16 protein-coding genes and 1 pseudogene are annotated in these 23,621 nt (G+C 47.1%); 14 read left to right on the top strand and 3 right to left on the bottom strand.

The genetic code is table 11. From position 1 onward, the window contains the following. Nucleotides 1–9 precede the first annotated feature (9 nt). From QN395_RS08490 to lpxC, 6 genes are all read left to right on the top strand, one after another. Entirely contained in the window at nucleotides 10–1,221 is a 1,212-nt protein-coding gene (locus QN395_RS08490) for a class I SAM-dependent RNA methyltransferase (protein WP_322121406.1), read from the top strand. A gap of 163 nt (nucleotides 1,222–1,384) precedes the next feature. Next, nucleotides 1,385–2,857, top strand: a complete 1,473-nt coding sequence (locus QN395_RS08485) for an NAD-dependent succinate-semialdehyde dehydrogenase (protein WP_322121407.1) — start codon at nucleotides 1,385–1,387, stop codon at nucleotides 2,855–2,857. A 50-nt stretch (nucleotides 2,858–2,907) separates the two neighbouring features. Beyond that, entirely contained in the window at nucleotides 2,908–4,188 is a 1,281-nt protein-coding gene (locus QN395_RS08480) for a multidrug effflux MFS transporter (RefSeq protein ID WP_322121408.1), read from the top strand. Nucleotides 4,189–4,542: 354 nt separating this feature from the next. Continuing rightward, complete coding sequence (locus tag QN395_RS08475) at nucleotides 4,543–5,619, top strand: porin (RefSeq protein WP_322121409.1); 1,077 nt, start codon at nucleotides 4,543–4,545, stop codon at nucleotides 5,617–5,619. A gap of 115 nt (nucleotides 5,620–5,734) precedes the next feature. Then, nucleotides 5,735–6,454, top strand: coding sequence for a tRNA (guanosine(46)-N7)-methyltransferase TrmB (gene trmB / locus QN395_RS08470; RefSeq protein ID WP_322121410.1), 720 nt, complete (start codon nucleotides 5,735–5,737; stop codon nucleotides 6,452–6,454). A 94-nt stretch (nucleotides 6,455–6,548) separates the two neighbouring features. Beyond that, a complete protein-coding gene (lpxC, locus tag QN395_RS08465) occupies nucleotides 6,549–7,484 on the top strand; it encodes a UDP-3-O-acyl-N-acetylglucosamine deacetylase (protein WP_322121411.1) in 936 nt (311 codons plus the stop codon). 93 nt (nucleotides 7,485–7,577) lie between these two features. Here the strand turns inward: lpxC and QN395_RS08460 are convergent, their stop codons facing one another. Continuing rightward, nucleotides 7,578–8,081, bottom strand: coding sequence for a DciA family protein (locus QN395_RS08460; protein ID WP_322121412.1), 504 nt, complete (start codon nucleotides 8,079–8,081; stop codon nucleotides 7,578–7,580). A 154-nt stretch (nucleotides 8,082–8,235) separates the two neighbouring features. On the opposite strand from QN395_RS08460, the gene QN395_RS08455 reads away from it, so the two are divergent. From QN395_RS08455 to QN395_RS08435, 5 genes and pseudogenes are all read left to right on the top strand, one after another. Then, nucleotides 8,236–9,186, top strand: a complete 951-nt coding sequence (locus QN395_RS08455) for a M23 family metallopeptidase (protein WP_322121413.1) — start codon at nucleotides 8,236–8,238, stop codon at nucleotides 9,184–9,186. 343 nt (nucleotides 9,187–9,529) lie between these two features. Further along, nucleotides 9,530–12,292, top strand: a complete 2,763-nt coding sequence (gene secA, locus QN395_RS08450) for a preprotein translocase subunit SecA (protein ID WP_322121414.1) — start codon at nucleotides 9,530–9,532, stop codon at nucleotides 12,290–12,292. A gap of 422 nt (nucleotides 12,293–12,714) precedes the next feature. After that, nucleotides 12,715–13,896 (top strand): annotated as a pseudogene (locus QN395_RS08445) (cation:proton antiporter); the annotation flags it as partial. A gap of 271 nt (nucleotides 13,897–14,167) precedes the next feature. Beyond that, nucleotides 14,168–14,929 (top strand): substrate-binding periplasmic protein, encoded by a 762-nt coding sequence (locus tag QN395_RS08440; protein ID WP_322121700.1) that lies wholly within the window; start codon nucleotides 14,168–14,170, stop codon nucleotides 14,927–14,929. A gap of 14 nt (nucleotides 14,930–14,943) precedes the next feature. Continuing rightward, nucleotides 14,944–16,599 (top strand): diguanylate cyclase domain-containing protein, encoded by a 1,656-nt coding sequence (locus QN395_RS08435; protein WP_322121415.1) that lies wholly within the window; start codon nucleotides 14,944–14,946, stop codon nucleotides 16,597–16,599. Between the two features lie 10 nt (nucleotides 16,600–16,609). Here QN395_RS08435 and QN395_RS08430 read toward each other — a convergent pair whose 3' ends face one another. After that, nucleotides 16,610–17,434: an IclR family transcriptional regulator gene (locus tag QN395_RS08430; RefSeq protein WP_322121416.1), complete on the bottom strand. Its 825-nt coding sequence runs from the start codon at nucleotides 17,432–17,434 to the stop codon at nucleotides 16,610–16,612. Between the two features lie 198 nt (nucleotides 17,435–17,632). Between QN395_RS08430 and QN395_RS08425 the strand changes: the two genes are divergently transcribed. The 3 genes from QN395_RS08425 (at nucleotide 17,633) to QN395_RS08415 (ending at nucleotide 21,889) form a co-directional block, all read left to right on the top strand. After that, a complete protein-coding gene (locus QN395_RS08425) occupies nucleotides 17,633–19,210 on the top strand; it encodes a 3-hydroxyacyl-CoA dehydrogenase (RefSeq protein WP_322121417.1) in 1,578 nt (525 codons plus the stop codon). A gap of 205 nt (nucleotides 19,211–19,415) precedes the next feature. Next, complete coding sequence (locus tag QN395_RS08420; protein WP_322121418.1) at nucleotides 19,416–20,612, top strand: acyl-CoA dehydrogenase family protein; 1,197 nt, start codon at nucleotides 19,416–19,418, stop codon at nucleotides 20,610–20,612. Between the two features lie 140 nt (nucleotides 20,613–20,752). Beyond that, nucleotides 20,753–21,889 (top strand): acyl-CoA dehydrogenase family protein, encoded by a 1,137-nt coding sequence (locus QN395_RS08415; RefSeq protein ID WP_322121419.1) that lies wholly within the window; start codon nucleotides 20,753–20,755, stop codon nucleotides 21,887–21,889. A gap of 588 nt (nucleotides 21,890–22,477) precedes the next feature. Here the strand turns inward: QN395_RS08415 and QN395_RS08410 are convergent. Continuing rightward, complete coding sequence (locus QN395_RS08410) at nucleotides 22,478–23,386, bottom strand: hypothetical protein (protein ID WP_322121420.1); 909 nt, start codon at nucleotides 23,384–23,386, stop codon at nucleotides 22,478–22,480. Nucleotides 23,387–23,621 lie beyond the last annotated feature (235 nt).

Below are 23,621 nucleotides of genomic sequence, written 5' to 3'. Positions count from 1 at the left end.
AGGTTCCCCATGACACGTTACTCGTATTTTTGCCCTTGCCCCCGTGGCCTGGAAGTCGCTCTCGCTGAAGAGTTGAATGAAATTGCCCAGCTGGATAAAACTTTGCATGTCCACACGCAAGTTCCCGGCGGTGTGCATTGCTCTGGTGAATTGCGCGATGCCTATAGCATCAATTTGCATTCACGCATTGCTTCGCGTGTGTTATTACGGATGGCGCATTCTGGCTATCTCAACGAAAACGATATTTATGATCTGACCCTAGAGCAGCCATGGGAAGATTGGTTTGGCTACCACCACACGATTCGTGTCGATGTGACCGCAGTCAAATCGCCATTAAAAAGTTTGGAATTTACCACCCTCAAAATTAAGGATGCGATCTGCGATCGTTTCCGCGATCAATTTACACAGCGTCCTTCGGTTGATACCAAAAATCCGGATATGCGCATCGTCGGTTTTGTGGATGCACGCAACTTTACTTTGTATCTCGATACATCAGGCGAGCCTTTGTTTAAACGCGGCTGGCGCTTAGAGACAGGCGATGCCCCTTTGCGTGAAAACCTGGCAGCGGGTTTGTTGCGGACTGCAGGCTGGAAACCCGGCGTGCCTCTGTTTGATCCTATGTGTGGCTCGGGCACTATTTTGATTGAGGCGGCACAAATGCTTGCTGGTATTCCGCCAGGTTTGCGTCGTGAATTTGCGTTTGAAAAGTTTGCCGGTTATAAGCAAGACGAATGGCAAGCGATCAAGGACAGTGTTAAGCCAAATCACGTGCCGGAAGAGCCGACTATTTTCGGCAGTGATATCTCCGGCGACATGATCAGCATGACGCGTAATAATTTGAATAAGGCAGGTATTCGTTTTGACGTGCCGTTGAAGCAAATTGAAGCGCAAGAGATCAAAGCGCCAACTGAAGTACCAGGTATTTTGCTGACCAATCCGCCCTATGGCGAACGTATTGGCCTACGCGGTGATAGTTCGGTAGAGCCTGATGCGATGGCGACCGATTTTTTCAGTGCATTTAGCAGCACGTTAAAACAAAGGTTTGCTGGCTGGAGTGTTTTCTTGTTCACCGCTGATCTGGGTTTGCCAAAGATGCTGCGTTTAAAAGAGTCGCGCAAGACACCTTTCTTCAACGGTGCCCTGGAATGTCGCTTGTTCCGGTTCGATATGGTGGCGGGCTTTAACCGCCGTGAAGAGGCCAAGCCTAAAAACTTGTCCTAACTCCACATAAAAACGGGCGAACGCTGCACAGCAGGTTCGCCCGTTTTACTTTATGCTTTGCCATCTACGTCGCGTCATCAATCATAATTTACGCTGTTTTATATAATCCGGCCGAGATCTAGATTGGTCTCATCTAAAACAAAACACATCAGGAGATTAATCTATGTCTAACGCTTTCCCCCTCGATTTAAAAGACAGTAGTTTATTGCGTAATCAGGCTTACATTAATGGTGCCTGGTTTAGTTTTAGTGATAATTTTGAAGTCAATAATCCAGCGGATCAATCAATTATTGGTACCGTTCCCAACCTGAGTGCTAGCGCCGCACAAACGGCAATTGACGCTGCGCAAGCGGCTTTCCCAGCTTGGGCTGCCAAGACCGGCAAAGAGCGCGCTGCGGTAATGCGTAAATGGTTTGATCTGATGATTGCCAATGCCGATGATTTGGCGATGTTAATGACTGCTGAGCAAGGCAAACCTTTAGCCGAAGCCAAAGGAGAAGTAATTTACGGCGCCAGTTTTATCGAATGGTTTGCCGAGGAAGCAAAGCGGGTAACTGGCGATGTCATGGCATCGACCTGGACTGACAAACGCATGGTGGTGTTAAAACAGCCTATCGGCGTTTGCGCATCAATCACGCCTTGGAACTTTCCGATTGCCATGATTACGCGCAAAGTCGCTCCCGCGATTGCGGCTGGTTGCAGCATCGTAATTAAGCCAGCGGAACAAACCCCGCTATCTGCCTTGGCAATGGCGGAGTTGGCACATAGAGCCGGTCTGCCAGCAGGCATTATTAATATCGTTACCGCTGATTCAGAGCGTTCTATTGCCGTTGGTAAAGTATTGTGCGACAGCCCGGTTGTTCGGCATTTATCTTTTACTGGATCAACTCCAGTAGGGCGTATTTTGATGCAGCAATGCGCACCGACAGTAAAAAAATTAGCTCTGGAATTGGGCGGGCATGCGCCATTTATCGTATTTGATGATGCTGATCTGGACGCGGCGGTGGAAGGTGCGTTGCAATCAAAATTCCGTAATGCCGGACAAACTTGTGTGTGTACCAACCGCTTCTATGCTCATGAGTCGATTTACGACGCCTTCGTTGCAAAACTGGCTGCGGGCGCTAAGAAAATCCAGGTCGGTAACGGTATGGAGTCAGGCATCAGCCAAGGTCCGATGATTGATGAGCAGGCGGTAGCCAAAGTAGAAGAGCACGTTGCTGATGCGCTGGCGAAAGGCGCTACGATTTTAGCTGGTGGTAAAAAACATGCAGCCGGCGCTTTATTCTATGAGCCGACGGTACTGTCTAACATTACCAATACGATGAAAATTATGGTCGAGGAGACCTTTGGCCCAGTAGCTGCCGTCATCAAGTTTACAACCGAAGATGAGGTGATTGCGGCGGCTAACAATACTGATTTTGGACTGGCATCGTATTTCTATTCCCGTGATATTGGTCGCGTATGGCGCGTTGCTGAAAAGCTGGAATATGGCATGGTCGGTATTAATACTGGTTTGATTTCGAATGAGGTCGCGCCGTTTGGTGGGGTTAAGCAATCTGGCCTGGGACGCGAGGGTTCTAGCTATGGAATGGATGAATATCTTGAGATGAAATACTTGTGCATGGGCGGTATTTAAATTTCCCTTGATGATCCTGATGAATAAAATTCTGCTAATTGCGATTGAATATGTCTAATAGTCCTACACCAGAAGCGACTCCGCCAGCAGCACTGCCTTCTCACTTGCAAGTGGTGAGCGCTGGCGCTCTCGCAACGCTGCTCGCAGCGCTGGCAATGTTGGGGCCATTTTCAATTGATACTTATCTGCCCGCATTTCCGGCAATTCAGTCGAGTTTGCAGGCGAGTCCAATTGAAGTTCAGCAGACGTTGACTGCCTACATGCTGTCTTTTTCCATCATGACCCTATGGCACGGCGCTTTGTCGGACGCGTTCGGGCGCCGGAATGTAATTTTGGTGTCGCTGGCTGTTTTTGCCGTAGCTTCCTTTGGCTGTGCATCTGTCCATACGATTCATTATTTGTGGGGCTTTAGGATTTTGCAGGGTGTTTCTGCGGGCGCTGGTGTGGTGGTTGGACGCGCAATTATCCGTGACATGTACTCAGGTGCTCCCGCTGAGCGCTTGCTTTCTCTGGTAACAATGATTTTTTCTATTGCTCCGGCAATTGCACCTATTTTAGGCGGTTGGATAGTCAGCTATTTCAGCTGGCGTAGTATTTTCCTCTTACTTTTTGTCTATACCCTGATTTTATTTTGGGCGTGCTACAAGCGGCTGCCAGAATCTTTGCCTATCGAAAAGCGTCAGCCTTTCAGTGCAGAGTTTTTGTGGAAAAGTTACAAGATGGTGTTTAAGTCCCCGCTATTTCATCTTAAAGCCGGCACGATTGCGTTTAATTTTGCAGGCCTTTTTTTGTATGTTTCCGCCGCGCCAGCGTTTATTACTCAGCATTTAAAGCTGGGGCCAGATCAATTTGGCTGGCAATTTATTCCCTCAGTCGCAGGCATATTTTTAGGTGCACTGGCGGCGAATCGCCTTGCAGGGAGAATTTCTGTTTGGAAGCAAGTCAATATCGGCTTTTGCTTCCTGATCGGAGCCTCTTTATTTAACGTGATTTACCACGCGATTTGGCCAGCTATGCTGCCCTGGTCAGTGATGCCCTTGTTTTTCTACTGTTTTGGTATGTCGCTGGTTGCTCCTGGCGCTACCTTGCTTGTCCTCGATTTATTTCCTACAATCAGAGGGATAGTGGCCTCTTGCCAGTCTGCTGCTGTTACGATGCTTGGAGCAGTAGTGGCGGGTATGGTAGCGCCTGCACTGGATCATTCCAGCCTGACCTTGGCTATCGGGCAATTGGTATTTGCATCTCTGGGAATGATCTCTTGGTACTCGGGGCGTTTGTACTGGCGCAGTATGACAAATCAGAAGCAAAATGCATGGGAGACCGTGGGATAAAAACATTTAATTTATCGGACTTGAAATAAGTACACATTGCCTTACTTAGTTGGTGCTCTGCAGCATTTTGAAATTTTGACTATAATGCGAACCAAATCGAAGTTAAGCAGTCCAACGATTTAGCACGTTGTAGTTGAGAAGGGCTCGTGTGTGTTTTGTGCGACAGCTTGTTGAACGTAGGTAGTTAATATCACTTATTTCATCAAGTTGTCATTTTCCGCAGATATGCTAGAACATGTCATTGGGTTATTTTTAAGGACTCAAGGCTGTTAAAGACCTGCAAATTTGTTTTTGTGCACTCGATTTGTTGTGTTGCAGCAAAGACTAAACTTACTATTTTCTGGATATTACCCTATGAAAAAATCATTACTCGCACTCGCTCTAATGGGTGCTTTCTCTGGCGCAGCATTCGCTCAATCTTCCGTCACGATCTACGGTATCGCTGATGCTGGTTTCCAAAGCCTAGATACCGGCTTGGCAGCAGGTAAGACATCTAAGATTCAAAGTGGTCAAGAAAGTGGTTCCCGCCTTGGCTTTAAAGGTACTGAAGATTTGGGCGGCGGTCTGAAAGCCAACTTCGTGTTGGAAATGGGATTGAATATTGACGACGGTAGTTCGGCTCAAGGTGGTAAAGCATTCGGTCGTCGTTCATTAGTCGGCCTGTCTGGTGATTTTGGTGCTGTTGACTTAGGCCGCGATAAAACGCCAGCTTTTAAATTCTTCGACAATTTTGATCCGTTTGCATCTGGTTTCATTAACAGCGGTAACGGTTTGTCCGGTAATACGGTGTACTTCGTTGGCGGCGATACAGCGAATACAGCTGGTGCATCTAATGGCCGTATCACAAATGCAATTATTTACTCTACACCAAGCAACCTGAATGGTTTCTCCGCTTTGGCTGGATATGGTTTTGGCGAAGTCGCTGGCGATACATCTGCTGGCCGCTCCTTAGGTTTGAATCTGCGCTATACGGCAGCAGGCTTTGATATCGGATACAACTACACTAAAGATAATCAGCAAGCAGTTGTTGGTGGTCCAATCAACGGCAAAAAAGCAAACACAATCGCAGCTACATATGATTTTGGTATTGCTAAGCCAATCGTAATTTATCAAAAAGTACAAGATGATGCAGCTTTGGCTTTGGATAAGAAAGTATTTACAGTTGGTGCAACAGTTCCAGTTGATGCTTCTAACAAAGTAATCGCAACTTATTCCAAAGTTAAAGATTCAACACGTATCAATACAACAACGTTCAACACAGTTGGCGATGCTAAACAGTTCGCATTGGGTTACCAATATGCGATGTCCAAGCGTACTGATTTGTACGCTGCTTATGCACGTACAACTCAAGATGCTAACTCTAAAGTATTGACCACAGTTAGCGGTGCTGACGTTAAAGAGCTGACATTTGGCATTCGTCATCTGTTCTAATCACATTGTGGCTTAGGCCTGAATTGATTTAAAAGTAATTGATGGGGTAGTCAGAAATGGCTACCCCATTGTCTTTGTTGTATTCTCGCGTTAACTCCATTTTAATTTCCTAAGTATGTCTGACACCAAACCTGCCGACGTTACATCCAAACCACTTTTTTATGATCCGGCTGAGCGCCGTATTCGTAGTTTTGTGACACGTGCCGGGCGCTTATCTGATGCGCAGGCGCGTGCTATTGCGACGCTGGGGCCACAATTTTTAGTCCCTTATCAAAAAACTATATTGGATGTAAATAGTCTTTTTGGTCGCACGGCACCTACCATTTTTGAAATTGGTTTTGGTATGGGCGAAACGAGCGCCAAGATTTCTGCCAGCATGCCCGAGAAAAATTTTATCGGCGTTGAAGTGCATACGCCAGGTGTTGGTAGCTTGCTCAAGCTGACGGATGAATTGGGTTTGTTGAATCAGCGCATCATCCAACATGATGCGTTCGAAGTTTTGACTAATATGATTGCGCCAAACTCTTTAGCAGGCGTCCATGTCTTTTTTCCGGATCCATGGCATAAAGCGCGTCACAATAAACGTCGTTTGATCCAAAGTCCTTTGGTCGCTTTACTAGCCTCGCGGATTGCTCCCGGTGGTTATTTGCATTGTGCAACGGATTGGGAAGAGTACGCAGTACAGATGTTAGAAGTGCTAGGCGCAGAGCCAACTTTACAGAATACGTCTGAAGGCTATGCTCCGCGTCCGGATTACCGTCCTGTGACTAAATTTGAAAATCGTGGCTTAAAATTGGGCCATGGTGTCTGGGATTTGGTATTCAGTAAAATATAAAAAGAGCGTTGCTCTCTGCTATGTTGAGTCAAAATCTTGCTCTGCAAAAATATGGTGATACATAGCAACTGTAGTAAATCGTTATAATGATTTCATGCTAAAACAAAGAACTATCAAAACATCAGTCAAAACAATCGGCGTAGGCGTGCATTCTGGCACCAAAGTCGATTTGATTTTGCGTCCGGCACCCGCTGATACGGGTATCATTTTTACCCGCATTGACCTTGACCCACCGGTTGTTTTCCACGCTACGGCACTCAATGTCGGCGACACCCGTATGGCATCGACCTTGTCGAATAATGGCGCTAAAGTTTCTACTGTTGAACACTTATTGTCGGCTTGTGCTGGTCTTGGTATAGACAACTTATACATTGATGTGAGTGCTGAAGAAATTCCTATCATGGATGGCTCTGCCTCTTCTTTCGTCTATTTATTACAGCAAGCAGGTATGCAGGAGCAGAATGCTGCGAAGAAATTTATTCGTGTTTTAAAGCCTGTTGAAATACGTGAAGGTAGCGGGAAAAGTGAAAAATGGGCACGCCTCGAACCATTTAACGGCTTCAAACTGCATTTTTTTATCGAATTTAATCATCCTGCAGTCGATGGCACGACCCAAACGGCCGAAGTCGATTTCGCCAAAGTCTCGTATGTGAAAGATGTTGCGAGGGCGCGTACTTTTGGTTTTATGCAAGATGTGGAAATGTTGCGTGGGATTGGTCTGGCGCGTGGTGGTTCTATGGAGAATGCCATTGTGATGGATGAATATCGTATCCTTAATGCAGATGGCTTGCGCTTTGATGACGAGTTTGTGCGCCACAAAATATTGGACGCCATTGGCGATCTCTATCTGATCGGCCATCCTTTTTTAGCGAGTTACACAGCGCATAAGTCAGGACATGGTTTGAATAATCAGCTGTTGCGGGCTTTATTAGCTCAGCCAGATGCGTATGAAGTTGTGACGTTTGATGAAATAGAATCCGCGCCAGATTCTTATGGTTTGCAAGAGCAGCGGGAATGGGCTTTGACCTGATATCTTGACTATACTCCTGCCTTGTATAGTAAAAATATGCCGTATCGTGCAGTAATTCTCTGGACGATTAAAAATACTCCCCATTTTTATTGATTATGTTTCACTCTGATGCCGCTTCACCAGATTGTGTAAAGCGGCAATCAGACCCGCATTTTGCGGCGTATTTTCCAAGGTATTCTCAAGCACATTAAACGCATTCACCGCCTGGTTCGACAGGCTACATTGCTTGACGTAAGGTTTGGGCTCGACTTTTCTCTTGACTTGTACTTTGATACGGATTGCGTTAATCTGCCATCCCCGCTGTACTAAAGCGTCTTGTAATTTTGGACATTGTTGTTTCAGCTTGGTGGCTAGCGCAGCGTTAGGCGCGGATAGAGTTAACTGCCCTTCCTCCAGTTGCAGCACATCACAGGCATTGAACATCGCGGGCAACAAGTTTCCACAGTCTTTTTGTAATTTGGCATTGCGCCTGATCGTAGGTAATAAAGGCGAAATTTGATCGTTGCTACGTAAAAAGTCAGCGGCGCCAGTGGTTACTGGCAACTTGCGGCCGCGCTTGATGTTGAGTCTATAGGGAGGTGGTGAAGATGCTTGCATGGATGGAACCTTACCACAAACAACCAGATTTGATCGAGTTGCCTGCTCACGAGCGGATGAGTGCTTTGCCGACACTCACATTGCTGCCGGATTATCTGCTAAATAGTTGTTTTATTTCTTCTCTTATTTGTTCTATTAGTCATGGAGTGAATTGATGCAAATCATCGTCATGCATTCACGCTTTACCCAAGCCAAATCCATCACCCTCAGTTCCCGACATATTATCGTAGCCGTTGTTGGCTTTTTATTGCTGACCATTTTGTGCTCCGCTTTGATGGCGGCATTGACGTTACGCCTTGCCAGCGGAGAAATACCGTTTTTAAGCAACTACGTCCCAGTCGCGCTGGTCAATGACCCCAATGCTAAAGACCGTTATGTGAAAGAAAATATTGCCGCAATGGCAGTCAAGCTAGGGGAAATGCAGGCGCAGTTAATACGTTTAGATGCCTTGGGCGAGAGAGTGCAAGGCTTGGCAGGCGTCAAGCCCGAAGAATTTAATTTCCGTGAAGTCCCAGGTCGCGGCGGACCAGAAAATTCCTCAGCTCCCGCAAAAGAACTGAATATGAGCGAATTCCAAGCCGCATTAGATGCGATGGGGAAAGATCTTGAGAATCGCTCTGATTACATGAATGTGGTGGAAACCAAGCTCATGGGTTTTAAAGTGCAATCCAAATTATTGCCGACCATTACACCAGTTAATGTCAGCTACAACGCGTCTGGCTTTGGCTGGCGGCTTGATCCATTCTCAGGGCGCAGCGCTTTTCATGAAGGTATTGATTTCCCCGCGCCAACCGGCACGCCTATAGTCGCCGCGGCAGGCGGCGTGGTAATTGCGGCTGAATTTCATCCAGAATTTGGCAATATGATTGACATCGATCACGGTGGAGAAATCATTACCCGTTATGCCCATACGTCCAAAGTCTACGTAAAAGTAGGGGATATCGTGAAACGCGGCCAACATATTGCCGACATCGGTTCGACTGGGCGTTCCACTGGTGCGCATTTACATTTTGAGGTGCATGTCAAAGGCATACCGCAAAACCCTCATAAATTCCTAAGTGCCGGCGCTAATCAAGCTAGCATGGCCGAGCTGGGGCAAAAATAAGTCTCAAATAAAGATGCCTGAGTGGCAATCCTGAATTTTTCGCCTCTAGCCGTAATCCAGCGGGTTTAATCAGTTTGTTGTTTAAAAAGTAATCATTGGCTTGCAACTACTTTGTAAGCTAACAAGATAATTTCGAGCGATCTCCACTTGATATTGTTGCCTTTGTCTCCAATTCTTCCATCATGCTTAATTTTGTCATTGTGCAATTGTTAGTAAATGATGCGCGCATGGTAAAATCGAAAGTTAGTCTATTGTTGTTGCTGTTGTAAATTCGTAGCGCTAGTGTTAACGATGTACGGGCGCCGTCAGCAATTTTTTCAGAATTCACTCATCCATTCATAGCATGTCATTCCTGACCAAAATATTCGGTAGCCGCAATCAGCGCCTTCTGAAGCAATACCAAAAAACCGTGCTTGATATCAACGCACTGGAACCTACGCTGGAAGCCTTGTCGGATGAGGCATTAAAAGCCAAGACGGAGGAGTTTAAAACCCGCGTTGCTAATGGCGAGACACTAGATGCAATCCTGCCAGAGGCGTTTGCCGTTTGTCGTGAGGCAAGTAAGCGTGTTTTAAAAATGCGCCATTTTGATGTGCAGATGATAGGCGGTATGGTGCTGCATTACGGCAAAATTGCAGAGATGGGCACCGGCGAAGGTAAAACTTTGATGGCGACTTTGCCAACTTACCTGAATGCCTTGTCCGGTAAGGGTGTGCACGTGGTAACCGTCAATGATTATCTGGCGCAGCGTGATGCCGAGTGGATGGGCAAATTGTACGGCTGGTTGGGCTTGACTACCGGTGTCAACTTATCGCAACTCGATCATGATGATAAGCAAGTTGCTTACACATCCGATATCACTTACGGTACCAACAACGAGTTCGGCTTTGACTACCTGCGCGACAATATGGTGTATGAAGCCAAAGACCGTGTACAACGTGGTCTGAACTTTGCCGTCGTCGATGAAGTCGATTCAATTCTGATCGATGAAGCGCGTACCCCACTGATTATCTCTGGTCAGGCTGAAAATCACACAGAGCTGTACTACAAAATTAACGAAGTCCCTAAGCTGCTGACGTTGCAAATCGGTGAAGAAAAACATGACGGCACCGGCAATGTTGAAGTTCCTGGCGACTACACTAAAGATGAAAAAACGCATCAGGTATTACTGACCGAAGCTGGTCACGATCACGCTGAACGTATTTTGACGCAGATGGGTTTGCTGCCAGAAGGCGCGTCCCTGTACGACGCTGCCAACATCACTTTAATTCATCATCTGTACGCTGCTTTGCGTGCGCATGCTTTGTATTTCCGAGATCAGCACTATGTCGTACAAGATAATGAAATCGTGATCGTCGATGAATTTACTGGTCGTATGATGACAGGACGTCGCTGGTCTGATGGCTTGCATCAAGCTGTTGAGGCCAAAGAAGGCGTGAAGATTCAGAATGAGAATCAAACGTTGGCATCAATCACCTTCCAAAACTACTTCCGTATGTATAACCGACTGTCCGGTATGACTGGTACAGCCGATACAGAAGCGTATGAATTCCAGGAAATCTACGGACTGGAAACGGTCGTGATTCCGCCAAACCGTCCATCCCAACGTAAAGATCGTCAGGATCAGGTTTACAAGTCAGCCCAAGAAAAATACGGCGCGATGCTGGTGGATATTCAAGATTGTTACGAGCGCGGTCAGCCGGTCTTGGTGGGTACGACATCGATTGAAAACTCTGAACTCTTGTCTGGCATTTTGGAAAAAGCCAAGTTGCCACATAATGTGTTGAACGCCAAGCAGCATGCGCGTGAGGCAGAAATTATTGCCCAGGCAGGTCGTCCAAAAGGCATCACCATCGCCACCAACATGGCGGGTCGTGGTACGGATATCGTCCTCGGCGGTAACGTCGCCAAGCAAGTGCAGCTGATCGAAGCAGACGACAAACTGTCTGACGCGCAAAAGCAGCAAAAATCTCAGCAACTGCGTGATGAGTGGCAGTCTTTACACGAGCATGTTGTCAATGCCGGTGGTTTGCATATCGTCGGTACTGAACGTCACGAATCACGTCGCGTAGATAATCAATTGCGCGGCCGTTCTGGTCGTCAGGGCGATCCTGGATCTTCCCGTTTCTATTTGTCTTTGGATGATCCGCTCTTGCGCATTTTTGCAGGTGATCGCGTACGCGCCATCATGGACAGACTCAAAATGCCGGAAGGCGAACCGATTGAAGCTGGTATCGTCTCCCGCTCGATTGAATCTGCTCAGCGCAAAGTAGAAGCGCGCAACTTTGACGTGCGTAAGCAATTGCTTGAGTACGATGACGTCGCCAATGATCAGCGCAAAGTGATTTACCAGCAGCGTAATGATTTGCTGGAAGCACAAGACATGTCCGAACTGATTTCTTCTTTGCGTGCGGGTATGTTCGCCGACGTGGTGCGCACTTATGTGCCAGCAGAATCGGTGGAAGAGCAATGGGATATTCCGGCATTGCAAGCAACGCTGGCAAGCGAATGGGCGCTGGATTTGCCTTTAGACAAAATGCTGGAAAATGAGCAAAGTCTGAATGATGAAGACATTTTAGAGCGCGTACAAAAAGCAGCGGATGAAGCTTACGAGGCAAAAGTAGCCTTGGTCGGTAAAGATTCTTTCGCAGGATTTGAGCGTAGTGTGATGTTGCAGAGTATCGACAGTCATTGGCGCGAACATCTGGCAGCGCTCGATCATTTGCGCCAAGGTATTCATTTACGCGGTTATGCGCAGAAAAATCCTAAGCAAGAATACAAGCGCGAAGCGTTTGAATTATTTGGACAGATGCTGGATTTGATCAAAAATGAAGTCGTCAAAACGGTTTCGACAGTGCGTATCCAATCACGTGAAGAAATCGAAGCTGCTGAAGAAAAAATGACACAATCACAAGTTGAGAATGTTCATTTTCAACACGCAGATTTTGATGCAAATGCGACCCCGGAAGAAATGTTGGCACCGACCGCTTTGGCTGAAAACAATGATCAGGCCCAAATGGAATACGCTCTCAAGGTTGGGCGTAATGATCCTTGTCCTTGCGGTAGTGGCAAGAAATATAAGCAGTGTCACGGTAAGCTGGCTTAAGTTGATTATTTAGGTTGATGATTTAGCTTGTTTGCACTGATGCAATAGAAGCATGTGGCACAAAATAAAAAAGGCGGAGATTTCCGCCTTTTTTATTGCCTGCTACTTTTTCAGAATTTTTAACTGAGTTCTTAGTAGATACGATTCTATACATCCAAAAATCAGTAAATTATATACTCCCTATTAGTATAATTAATTGCCCATATATTTATTGGTCATTAAGGTAATTTTATGAAAAAACTGGGGGAGTATATTTAAATTTAATCGCCGAAGATATCGTAAAAAGAAATATTTTTCCGTGTTGCAACGTAAATTTTAAAAATACGACCCCTGCGTACGCTTGTTTTAATGTTGTTTGTCAGAATTTGTATACACTCAAGCCTGTTGCATTCAATTGCTGTATTTAAAATAATCATTTGCCTATGCCACATAATATTTCCCTCATCACAACGATTGCCTCCGCCTTTGGATTGGCGTTGCTAATCGGCTTTATTGCTGTCCGTCTCAAACTGCCCGCATTAGTGGGTTATCTGATTGCCGGTATTTTGATAGGTCCTGCCACGCCCGGCTTTGTGGCCGACGTTAATCTGGCAGGGCAACTGGCAGAAATTGGTGTGATGTTGCTAATGTTTGGCGTTGGCTTGCATTTCTCGTTAGAAGATTTATTGTCGGTAAAGCGAATCGCCTTGCCCGGCGCGATCGTACAAATTGTTGTTGCTACTGCGATGGGGGCAGGCGTGGCGTATTGGTGGGGCTGGGACTTGGGGGCGGGGATCGTATTTGGCCTGGCATTGTCGGTTGCCAGCACGGTAGTCTTATTACGTGCGCTGGAAAGTCGTAATGAGCTGGATTCAGAAAATGGCCGGATTGCAGTCGGCTGGCTGGTGGTAGAAGATTTAGTGATGGTGTTAGTGCTGGTCTTATTGCCGCCGCTGGCTGGTTTGCTCGGTGCAGAAGGTGCTGATCATGCTGCCGTACCAGCGCCACATCACAGTCTGGGAGTGACGATCTTAATCACGCTGGCGCAGGTGGTCGCCTTTATCGCGTTTATGCTGATTGTGGGACGACGACTCTTCCCTTGGATATTGGCGCAAGTAGAACGGACTGGTTCGCAAGAACTGTTCACGCTGTGCGTGGTAGTTGCCGCAATCGGAATTGCTTATGGGTCGGCGATGTTGTTTGGCGTGTCGTTTGCACTCGGCGCTTTTTTTGCCGGGATGGTGCTGCGCGAATCCGAACTGAGTCTGAGAGCTGCCCAAGAAACCTTACCCTTGCGTGACGCCTTCGCCGTGCTGTTTTTTGTCTCAGTCGGGATGCTGTTTGATCCACGTATTTTGCTCGCCCAGCCTTGGCAAGTATTAACGGTAGTGCTGATTATTATTTTTGGAAAATCAGTTGCCGCTTTCTTGTTAGTACTGGCATTCCGCTACCCGCTCAATACGGCACTGACAGTCTCTGCCAGTCTGGCGCAGATCGGGGAGTTTTCATTTATCCTTGCAGGCTTGGGAGTCTCGCTAGGATTGTTATCAATGGAAGGGCAAAACCTGATCTTGGCTGGAGCGATTATTTCGATTGCGCTCAACTCCTTGGTATTTAAAGGCTTGGACTTATTTAAACACAGCAAGGCAATCAAGTCATAAAGCAAGCCATGAAGTAAATGGATACAAAACTCAGCAAATAATGTTGTAAATAATGACTACGCCACAAGTCAACACTACAAGTCAATACACCTAATCAATGACGCATTTTTTTGCTCACTCCAAAGCTCGCAGCCATGGATTTTATGGTTGGGTATTATCGTTGGCGTTACCGTTGGCCTTATTGCTGGCCTTATTGCTGGCATTACTGCTGATATTTATTTCGTTGCAGTTATTGATGTGCAGTTTAGCGCAGGCTGAGGAAGTTTCAAAAGCAGTTGCGCAGCCTGACTGTAATCGCCCATTTACTCTTGCACTGCATGATCACGGCTTGCTGTACTCGGCAAAAACAGGCGAGGGAATTGATAAAGATATTGCGGACGAAATGAGCCGGCGTAGCGGTTGCAAAGTCATTATCAGCGTGTTGCCACGTGCACGTATCTGGCAATTGATTGAGTCCGGTGCATTAGATTTTAGTTTGTCCGGTATTAGTAACGCAGAGCGCGATCGCTTTGCCAGTTTCGCTTGGTATTTTTCGAACAAATATTATTTACTGGTACGCAAAGAACTCAATATCCAGCAACTGAAAGATTTTGAAAATAATCCTGATCTGCAACTGGGGGTGATCCGTTCTTTTCGATACAGTCCTAACGCGAATCGTTTATTGGATAAATTACACGCAGAGCAAAGAGTCCGCTATGCATCGGATTTAGACCCTTTGTATCAGATACTGGAAGCCAACCGGATTCAGGCAATGATCATTGAGCCTTTTGATTATTCTCAGGTCGCAAATACAGCGATACGTGATCACACGATCGTGATTGATATGGACGATTCTTCAGTGCCGCATGGGTTGATTATGTCCAAGCGATCTTTGTCTGCCAAAGAACAAGAAAAATGGCGTGCCTTGATAAAAGGCATGCGCGAAGACGGCAAAGTCCTCACCATTTTTGAGAAATATTTTCAGCCAGAACTGGCTAAAGCGATGGTCAATTTTTAAATATAATGAACCGGATGAACCATCAAACTAGTCACTATCTAAATCATCAACTGAGTCGTCACTTTAGCCGCCAGTTAGTGGTTTTGCTCATTCTGAGCATGTCTTTAGGACTCAGCTATTTACTCTGGAAACATGAGAAAAATAATGCCTTGCTAGAGGTTCGCGCCACATTAGATTTTAATGTACGTGATATTTCTGGCCGCATACAGCAGCGTATGGCTTCGTCCGAGCAAGTGTTGCGTGGTGCGCAAGGTGTGTTTACGATTTCAGAATCGGTACAACGTAAAGACTTTGCTAATTACATCAATATGCTGCAGCTGGGTGCTGATCATGCCGGGATGGAAGGTGTCGGTATTATTTTATCGGTTGCTAGCGATAGTTTTGAGCAGCACATTGCCGTTATGCGGCAACAAACATCCGGCGAGTATCAAATTTATCCGCTACCCAATCCGGCAATCACATTTGCTGCGCCCATCATTCAGTTAGAACCTGCAATAGGTCGCAACCGCAAGATGCTTGGCTTTGATACCTATTCAGACCCCGTGCAGAAAGTGGCGATGGAGCGCGCCCGTGATTCTGGTGCGATTGCCGTCACAGCGATGCTTAAGTTGCCGGCAGCAGACAATGTGCCCGCACAGAATGGCTTCTATATTTATCTGCCGATTTACAAAGATGGCAGCCCGCACGACACGCAAGAGACACGGCGCGCTAATTTATTGGGCTGGGTGTTCGCCCCTTTTCGTGTTGCCGAAGTCATGGCCAGTTTGTATGGCGAAAATCCGCGTGCAACCGATATATGTATTTACGATGGTGTTGAGCCGACTGTCGCCAATTTGATGTATGACTCTGCCACTCTGCGTCGTGATGCCAGCGTAACTAAGCCAGCACGACTAGATCTGAACAAGGTGATTAAGCCCCAGTTGCTGCAAGCGACTGAGTATGTCAGCAACGGTGGTCGCTCCTGGACGATTGTGATGACCAGCTCATCGGGGGTGGAAAAAGCAATTGGTAACGATAAATCGACCTTGATCGCAGCCAGCGGTATTTTGCTTAGTGCGTTGTTGTCCGTGCTGGCCTGGGTGTTGTTGTCCGGACGTGAACGGGCGTTGACACTAGCGCGAGAAATGACCAAAGAGCTGCGCGAAAGCGAAGCACGTTTCCGGTATCTGGCGCAGTACGACGAGCTGTCTGGTTTGCCAAATCGTGCGATGTTCAAGGATCGTCTGAGGCATGCGATTGTGCAGGCAAAACGTGACAAAAGTTTACTAGCACTGATGTATCTGGATCTGGATAAATTTAAACCCATCAATGACAATCTCGGCCATCACGTCGGGGATATGTTATTGCGTGCGGTAGCAGAGAGAATGCAGCAATGTGTACGCGAGTCAGATACCGTTGCCAGAATGGGCGGTGACGAGTTCATGATTCTGTTACCTGTGATTGAGCTAGAGCAGGACGCCTTACTCGTCGCAGAAAAAATCCGTGCCACTATCAGCGAACCATTTGAAGTCTCGGGCGGCCACATCTTGCAAGTCTCTTGCAGCATCGGCATCGCATTGTATCCGCAACATGGCAATGATGAAATTGAGTTGTCGAAGAATGCCGACAATGCAATGTACCGTGCCAAGGAATTAGGGCGTGATCGGGTTAAAGTTTTTGACCCGGCTTGACACCTCTTTGCTAGTTGGTATTCCCCAAAGCGATTCGCAAACGTTGTACTAATTCCAGCAAGCGCGGTCTGACTTCGTTCAGCAAAAAATCGGGCGATAAGCTAAACGCCGGACCGCCACAATTGACCGACACAGGCGCCATGCCATTGCCGGGATAAAACGCTACCGCAATCGCGTTCACATCTTTTTGCCAGCTACCAAAGGAGGTGCAACAAGTGAGTTGGTCGTACTCGTCCAGCGATTGTTGTATGCCTTCTTGCACCGCAGGCCATTGCGCCTCGTCGGCCTGGCGTATCAATTCTAAAATCTCATGTCGCTCATCGGCCTTGACTGCGGCCAGATATGCCCGCCCCATTGCGGTACTTGCTAGTGGAATCCGCGAGCCTATATCTAGGCTCAAGGTCAATGCAGTCTGGCTGCGGCAATTCTCGACATAAATCATGCTAAGCCGGTCGCGCATACCCAGCGACACCATGCCTTGCGAAAAATCTGCCAGCTCCTGCATCAGCGGTCGCGCCAGTTGCCTCACGTCTAGTCGCGCCAGCATCGCGCTGCCCAGCGCCAGTGTGGCCGAACCCAAGCGGTATTTGCCCATGCTTGCGACGTAATCCAGATGCCCGGTTTTGGTCAGTGTGTAAGTCAGGCGCGACACCGTCGATTTAGGTAACTTGCAGCGTTCTGCCAACTCCTGATTTCCCAGCGCCTTATCCCCGGATCTAAAGCAAGCCAGTAGCTCCAGTCCACGTGCTAAAGCGGTGACAAAATGACGATCTTCTTTGGCTTGGGTGCTTGCTGCACTGAGGGATTTTTGGTCTGGCTTGATCAGATTTTGCATGCGTCTTGACAGGTGATGTGGGAGGAAATACAGTGAATTATATTTGCGGAACTTAATTCTGCATAGCGGAATTGTCGTTGTTGATAGATGCAGACAAGACAAAGTGATTAGAACGAATTGATTAGAACGAATTGATCAGACAGAGTTGATGAGGCCAAGCGCTCAGGCTACGCGATCAAACCAAATAACAGGATTCTTATGAATGAAAACAAACAAGCCGCTGGCGCACCCAGTACGCGCCCCGCGTTTAATTCCGGTGATCTGATTGTCGGCGTCATCGGCTGTGGAGTGATGGGGCGAGGCATCGCGCAAATCGCTGCGCTCGCTGGCACACAAGTCAAGCTGGTAGATAGTCGCGCCGGTGCAGCTGAGGCCGCACGTCAAGAGTTGATCGTCACTTTTAGCAAGCTGGTAGAAAAAGGTCGTCTGACGCAAGCCGCCGCGGATGCAGCCGAGCAGTGTTTGCACGCCTGCAATCAGTTGCCCGATCTTGCTGATGCGCACATGATAGTTGAAGCGATTGTGGAAGATTTGACGGCCAAGAAAACGCTCTTCCACCAACTTGAATCCATCATCAGCCCGACCACGATTTTGGCGACCAATACATCCTCCTTATCGGTAACGGCCATCGCTGCGGGTTTGCAATTTCCGCAACGGGTTGCTGGCTTCCATTTCTTTAATCCGGTACCGCTGATGAAGATCGTCGAAGCCATTGGTGGCTTTTTGACTGATCCAACTATCGTCGACTATCTGATCGCTCTCGGCACACATTGGGGACATGCCACAGTACGCGCCAAAGATACGCCTGGCTTTATCGTCAATCATGCAGGTCGTGGTTATGGCACGGAAGGTCTGCGGATTTTGGCGGAAAATACGACGGATATTCCGACGCTGGATCAAATTTTGCGGGACTGTGCGGGCTTCAAATTAGGCCCGTGTGAACTGATGGATTTGACCGGGCTGGATGTCTCACATCCGGTGATGGAATCAATTTATCAGCAATATTATGAAGAGCCACGATTCCGGCCGCAAGGATTGACGCGTCAGATGTTGACTGCTGGTGTGATCGGTAAAAAAGTCGGGCAGGGCTTCTATCAATACGATAATGCCGGTAAAAAAATCAGTGTTGATAGCGCAAAGCAATCAAGCCTTTTGCCATCATCGATCTGGATTAGTCCGGCAGATAAAGCGACCAGCGCAGAAATACGCACGCTGATTATCCAACTGGCGACACAAGCAGGCGTAGCAATCGAGCTCCATGATAGACCGAGTACCACGGCCTTATGTATTGTCACGCCCTTGGGTGAAGATGCCAGTACCTGTTGTGCCGATCACGCATTGGATGCTAGCCGCACTGTGGCGGTCGAAAGTTTGTTCGACTTCAGCAAGCGCCGCGTCGTGATGACAACGCCTGCGACAACACCTAGTTACCGCGCCATGGCGTGTGGTTTACTCGGCGCAGATGGCGCTGCTGTCAGCGTGATCCGCGACAGCGCTGGTCTGGTCGCGCAACGAGTAGTAGCGCACATCATTAATATCGCCAGTGATATTGCGCAACAAGCGATCGCCAGTCCGACCGACATTGATCGCGCCGTCAAATTGGGATTGGGTTATCCGCATGGTCCGTTGGCTTGGGGTGATGTCATCGGTGCCAAGACCGTGTTGACGATACTCGACAATTTGCTCAAACAGACAGGCGATCCGCGTTACCGCGCCAGCCCTTGGCTGAAACGCCGGGCGCACTTGGGACTGTCTTTGCATCATGAGGAGGCTTGAGTTTGTTAGCGTTTAGCGCAATCCAAGCGGGTATAAATAGCGAATGCAGTATTGAGCAGATGCCAGGCGACAAGCCTAATTAATCAACGTTAATGGATATACTCCCATTAAAATTTTATAAATATGGTTGATTGTCCAGACTTTATATGGACGATTAAAATATACCCAGTCAGAGTATATAAATAACACTAAGAGCGAGACAACGATGAATCTTCATTTCACCCCAGAAGAACAGGCATTCCGGCATGAGGTAAAACAGTTTATTGCCGCGTCCTTGCCTGCCGATATTCAACACAAAGTCCACAACGGCCTCATCTTGGAGCGCGACGATTATGTGCGCTGGCAGCAGGCTTTGCATGCGCGTGGCTGGGGCGGATCATCCTGGGCAAAAGAGTTTGGTGGGACTGGCTGGTCGGCGGTACAAAAGTATATTTTTGAAGAAGAATGTGCCGCCGCCGGTGCGCCACGCATCGTGCCCTTTGGTGTGAAAATGGTCGCGCCGGTGATCATGGCGTTTGGTTCGCCCGCACAGCAACAACGGTTTTTGCCCGGCATTTTATCGGGTGAAGAATGGTGGTGCCAGGGTTATTCCGAACCGGGCTCTGGTTCGGATCTGGCTTCAGTCAAAACATCGGCACAACGGGAGGGCGATCACTACCTGGTCAACGGTCAAAAGACCTGGACTACCCAAGCCCAATATGCCGACTGGATATTTTGCCTGGTGCGCACTGATAATGAAGTCAAACCGCAGCGTGGCATTTCATTTTTGCTGATCGACATGAAGTCCCCCGGCATTACCGTGCGTCCCATCATCACCATGGATGGCGCGCATGAGGTCAACGAAGTCTGGTTCGACAATGTGAAGGTACCGGCAGAGAATCTGGTCGGGGAAGAAAATGCTGGCTGGACTTATGCCAAATTTTTGCTCGGCCATGAGCGCACCAACATCGCCGGTATCGGGATCGCCAAGCGTGAGTTAGCGCGGCTTAAACGTATCGCCAGTCAAGAGACCAAAAACGGAAAGCCATTGATTGAAGACCCGCATTTTTCTCTCCGTATCGCGCAAATCCAAATCGACTTAAACGCACTAGAAATCACTAACCTGCGGGTATTGTCAGCAGAAGAACAACGCCGCACACCGGGGCCCGAAGCCTCTATCCTAAAAATTAAAGGGACAGAAATCCAGCAGGCGATTACCGAGCTGATGACCCAGGCAGTAGGTACTTATGCCTTACCATTACGCCGCGAGGCAATGGCGGCTGGTTATGACGGCGAACACGCAGGACCAGCTTATGCCAGTTCACTCGCCGCCAATTATCTGAATATGCGCAAGTTATCGATCTACGGTGGCTCTAACGAGATTCAGAAAAACATTATTGCGCAGATGATCTTGGGTTTGTAGGACGTCCAACTATCTCAACGAATTTGATCACCGATATCCGAGCACGTCTGATCCATCGCAGCAGAGAATTGTTGGTAGACCTTGGATGCTTCAGCTTCGTTTAGCGTTATCACAAAAAGCAAAATCATCAGGAGTAAAAAATGGACTTCATTTTTACCGAAGAACAAACCATGTTGCAAGACGCAACGCGTCGTTTTATCGCCAACGAAGCTAGTTTTGATATCCGCCGCAAGACGTTAGAAAAGCCTAGTCATGGCTTCAATCCCGCGATCTGGCAAGGCTTTGCCGACCTCGGTTTGTTAGCCTTGCATATGCCAGAAGCGGAGGGTGGCCTGGATGGCACGGCAACAGACACTTTGCTCGTCATGTCCGCAATCGGCGAGGGATTAGTGTTGGAACCTTATCTTGCCAGTGCCGTCCTAGCGAGCAAAGCCATCGCCGCTATGGGCAATGCGCAGCAGCGCGCCAACTACCTGCCGCAACTCGCCAGTGGCGCGATCACAGCCGTGCTGGCGCATGACGAGGTCAGCACACGTTTCGATCGCCTCAACGTCCAGACTAGGGCTACACCTGTGGCTGGCGGCTATTTATTGAACGGTCATAAAAGTGTCATTCCTCACGGCGGGTCCGCCGATATTTTATTGGTCACAGCACGTTTGCCTGACCAGCAATTAGCTGTCTTCATTATCCCTAAAGACGCAGCGGGTTTACGCGTATTGTCATATGCTACGGTCGACGGTGTCGCTGCCGCCGAGCTGGAATTGGATCAAGTCAGTGTTAGCGCTTCGGTGATGTTAGACGCTGCCAGCGATACAGAAGTCGCCATTGGCAACTTACTCGATATTGGTCTCGCTGCGGTTTGTGCAGAAGCCATCGGCGTCCTCGACAAGCTGCTGGCAGCGACCATCGACTATGCAAAAAATCGCAAGCAATTCGGCATCGTCATCGGTAAATTCCAGGCGCTACAACATAAAATGGCCGACATGGTGCTGCACATAGAACAAGCCCGGTCGATGGTGTATCTGGCCGCAGTCAGTTGCGAAGACCCGGATTTAAAAAGCCGCAGCATAGCGCTGTCCTCAGCCAAAGTCGTGATCGGGCAAGCCTGCCGTTTTGTCGGCCAGCAAGCGGTGCAACTACACGGTGGTATGGGAGTGACAGATGAACTCAATGTCAGTCATTACTTTAAGCGGTTGATGGCGATCGAGTTGCAGTTTGGGAGTACTGATCATCATTTGGAAATGGTGGCTAGGAGTTTGACGGAGAGTTTGACTTAAGCAATGGCAGCGATGAACAGTTGCCATTCTGCAGCAGGAAAAATCTACAATCTCAAGAAGTGGCACTGACAAGAGATTTGATATTGACATGCTGGGCAACATCTTTTGCGTTCCACTCATGTTAATAAATCGGATGTGCATCGTTTGCCGGAGTAACTGTATATTGATCATTGAGTATTCATCAAATTTGGAAACGAAGAATTGATCAAATAAACACAATGCATAACAGTTTAGATATTAAACCTATATTTTTTACCTCATTAGACGAACGTCTATAAATATCATTTAACGATAGTATGGTGTTCTTAGCAGGCGTCAAATATTGCTAAAAAAGCAATATTATTTGATGTGACAAACTAAAAAAATTTCACCAAAAAGTGTTTTAGTTACAAGCCGTTATGATGATCGATGCATACAAAGCAATCGCACAAAGTTTAAAATTAAGATGCGGCCTAAGCAATTGGTGACATCAGTCCTATGTAAATTCGATTTTTAAGTAACTTAATATTGACAATAGATTGGGCATAAGTTCATCTTGAACATCTTAGAATCAGCCCTCACTCAGACAGTCAAACGACTTAATCGCGATCAATTATGCGTCTCTAGCCAACCTAAAACGCCCCTATGGACCGGAAAACTACCGACACTATTCATAAGTGTTTCTGCATCGACCCAGGCCTCGTCTCCGAATTCTTTATCCCAGTCTCCACACCATGAGTTTTGCACCCGTACTATATTTCGACATACTTTTTTTTCACCATCTTTGCAAACTTCTTTGAAACCTGTAAGAACAACGGTGTGGTAGCTTTCTTTAAGGCATGAACCATCAGGTAGCACAACAGTACAAATTTCATTTAAAAGAACTGGGATATCTTTTGCTAAAATTTCTTTTGCTTTACCAACAAGATCAATTTTTTTTATTCTACTTTGCTCTTCAGAACTATTTGGGAAGCGACCAACATAAGGCTTCGGTATAATGTTAAGGTCGTTACAGGTAGCATCGCCAAATAAAACTTTATAGACAAACTCATCAAAGGTTTTCTTTTGCATCGCAGATCTAAGACCTTCGGATGTAAGACTTATTCCAAAACTTTCTTCAATACCTTGTAATATACAGGATTCGCAGGCTTCTGTTTCACCTTTAGCTTTGTTACTAGCATACAAATTTTCTAATTCGGCCAACTTTTTAACTAACGACTCATTCGTCTTATATTTATTAGCCAGCTTGTCTAATGGATAGCAAGCTTCAGATTTGAATTTAAAAGCAGCAGCTGCATTTCCAAGAGCAATTGTTGAAGCAGAACCACCTCCTAGATTCACATTCGTGTAGCTGTTAGGTAAATTATCAGGTCTAGTTGGCGAATTTTTTTTATTCCAGCTCATTACACTTATTGACGAAACTTCTTTATCCAGCGTTAAAGAGGCAGCACAGTTAGGTATATTATTAGCTTTGCAGTTATAAGCATCTATTACAAAAGCACCACTAGCCCCCCGCATGCTGGCACCTCTCCTTGGCATCTTTTTCTAGGCAAATTTTCAATTGTTTTTGAATATTTTATGTATGAATATTCGGCGCTGACCTTTGTAAAAGCCTTCGGTAACGTTATAGCATTAACATTACTGGCAATAGACCAAAGGAAAATAATAGAAAGATAGAGATCTTTGCACGATAAAAAGCCAAGCAGAGTGTTTACCTCAAATGAGACAATAGCAACAGGATAAATTTAAAGAG

The sequence above is a fragment of the Undibacterium sp. RTI2.2 genome, from assembly GCF_035018705.1.
In the GTDB taxonomy this organism is placed as follows: domain Bacteria; phylum Pseudomonadota; class Gammaproteobacteria; order Burkholderiales; family Burkholderiaceae_D; genus Undibacterium.
Note: the sequence above shows the minus strand (reverse complement) of the source record. Positions and strands in the feature narration are given on the sequence as shown.

Excerpts from the sequence above, each read along its gene's own strand:
- QN395_RS08460 (WP_322121412.1), bottom strand. The coding sequence starts at position 8,081 with ATGCAAGCATCTTCACCACCTCCCTATAGACTCAACATCAAGCGCGGC.
- secA (WP_322121414.1), top strand. The coding sequence starts at position 9,530 with ATGTCATTCCTGACCAAAATATTCGGTAGCCGCAATCAGCGCCTTCTG.
- lpxC (WP_322121411.1), top strand. The coding sequence starts at position 6,549 with ATGCTAAAACAAAGAACTATCAAAACATCAGTCAAAACAATCGGCGTA.
- QN395_RS08485 (WP_322121407.1), top strand. The coding sequence starts at position 1,385 with ATGTCTAACGCTTTCCCCCTCGATTTAAAAGACAGTAGTTTATTGCGT.
- QN395_RS08455 (WP_322121413.1), top strand. The coding sequence starts at position 8,236 with ATGCAAATCATCGTCATGCATTCACGCTTTACCCAAGCCAAATCCATC.
- QN395_RS08435 (WP_322121415.1), top strand. The coding sequence starts at position 14,944 with ATGAACCATCAAACTAGTCACTATCTAAATCATCAACTGAGTCGTCAC.
- QN395_RS08430 (WP_322121416.1), bottom strand. The coding sequence starts at position 17,434 with ATGCAAAATCTGATCAAGCCAGACCAAAAATCCCTCAGTGCAGCAAGC.
- QN395_RS08475 (WP_322121409.1), top strand. The coding sequence starts at position 4,543 with ATGAAAAAATCATTACTCGCACTCGCTCTAATGGGTGCTTTCTCTGGC.
- QN395_RS08490 (WP_322121406.1), top strand. The coding sequence starts at position 10 with ATGACACGTTACTCGTATTTTTGCCCTTGCCCCCGTGGCCTGGAAGTC.
- QN395_RS08480 (WP_322121408.1), top strand. The coding sequence starts at position 2,908 with ATGTCTAATAGTCCTACACCAGAAGCGACTCCGCCAGCAGCACTGCCT.
- QN395_RS08420 (WP_322121418.1), top strand. The coding sequence starts at position 19,416 with ATGAATCTTCATTTCACCCCAGAAGAACAGGCATTCCGGCATGAGGTA.
- QN395_RS08440 (WP_322121700.1), top strand. The coding sequence starts at position 14,168 with ATGTGCAGTTTAGCGCAGGCTGAGGAAGTTTCAAAAGCAGTTGCGCAG.
- QN395_RS08415 (WP_322121419.1), top strand. The coding sequence starts at position 20,753 with ATGGACTTCATTTTTACCGAAGAACAAACCATGTTGCAAGACGCAACG.
- QN395_RS08425 (WP_322121417.1), top strand. The coding sequence starts at position 17,633 with ATGAATGAAAACAAACAAGCCGCTGGCGCACCCAGTACGCGCCCCGCG.
- QN395_RS08410 (WP_322121420.1), bottom strand. The coding sequence starts at position 23,386 with ATGCGGGGGGCTAGTGGTGCTTTTGTAATAGATGCTTATAACTGCAAA.
- trmB (WP_322121410.1), top strand. The coding sequence starts at position 5,735 with ATGTCTGACACCAAACCTGCCGACGTTACATCCAAACCACTTTTTTAT.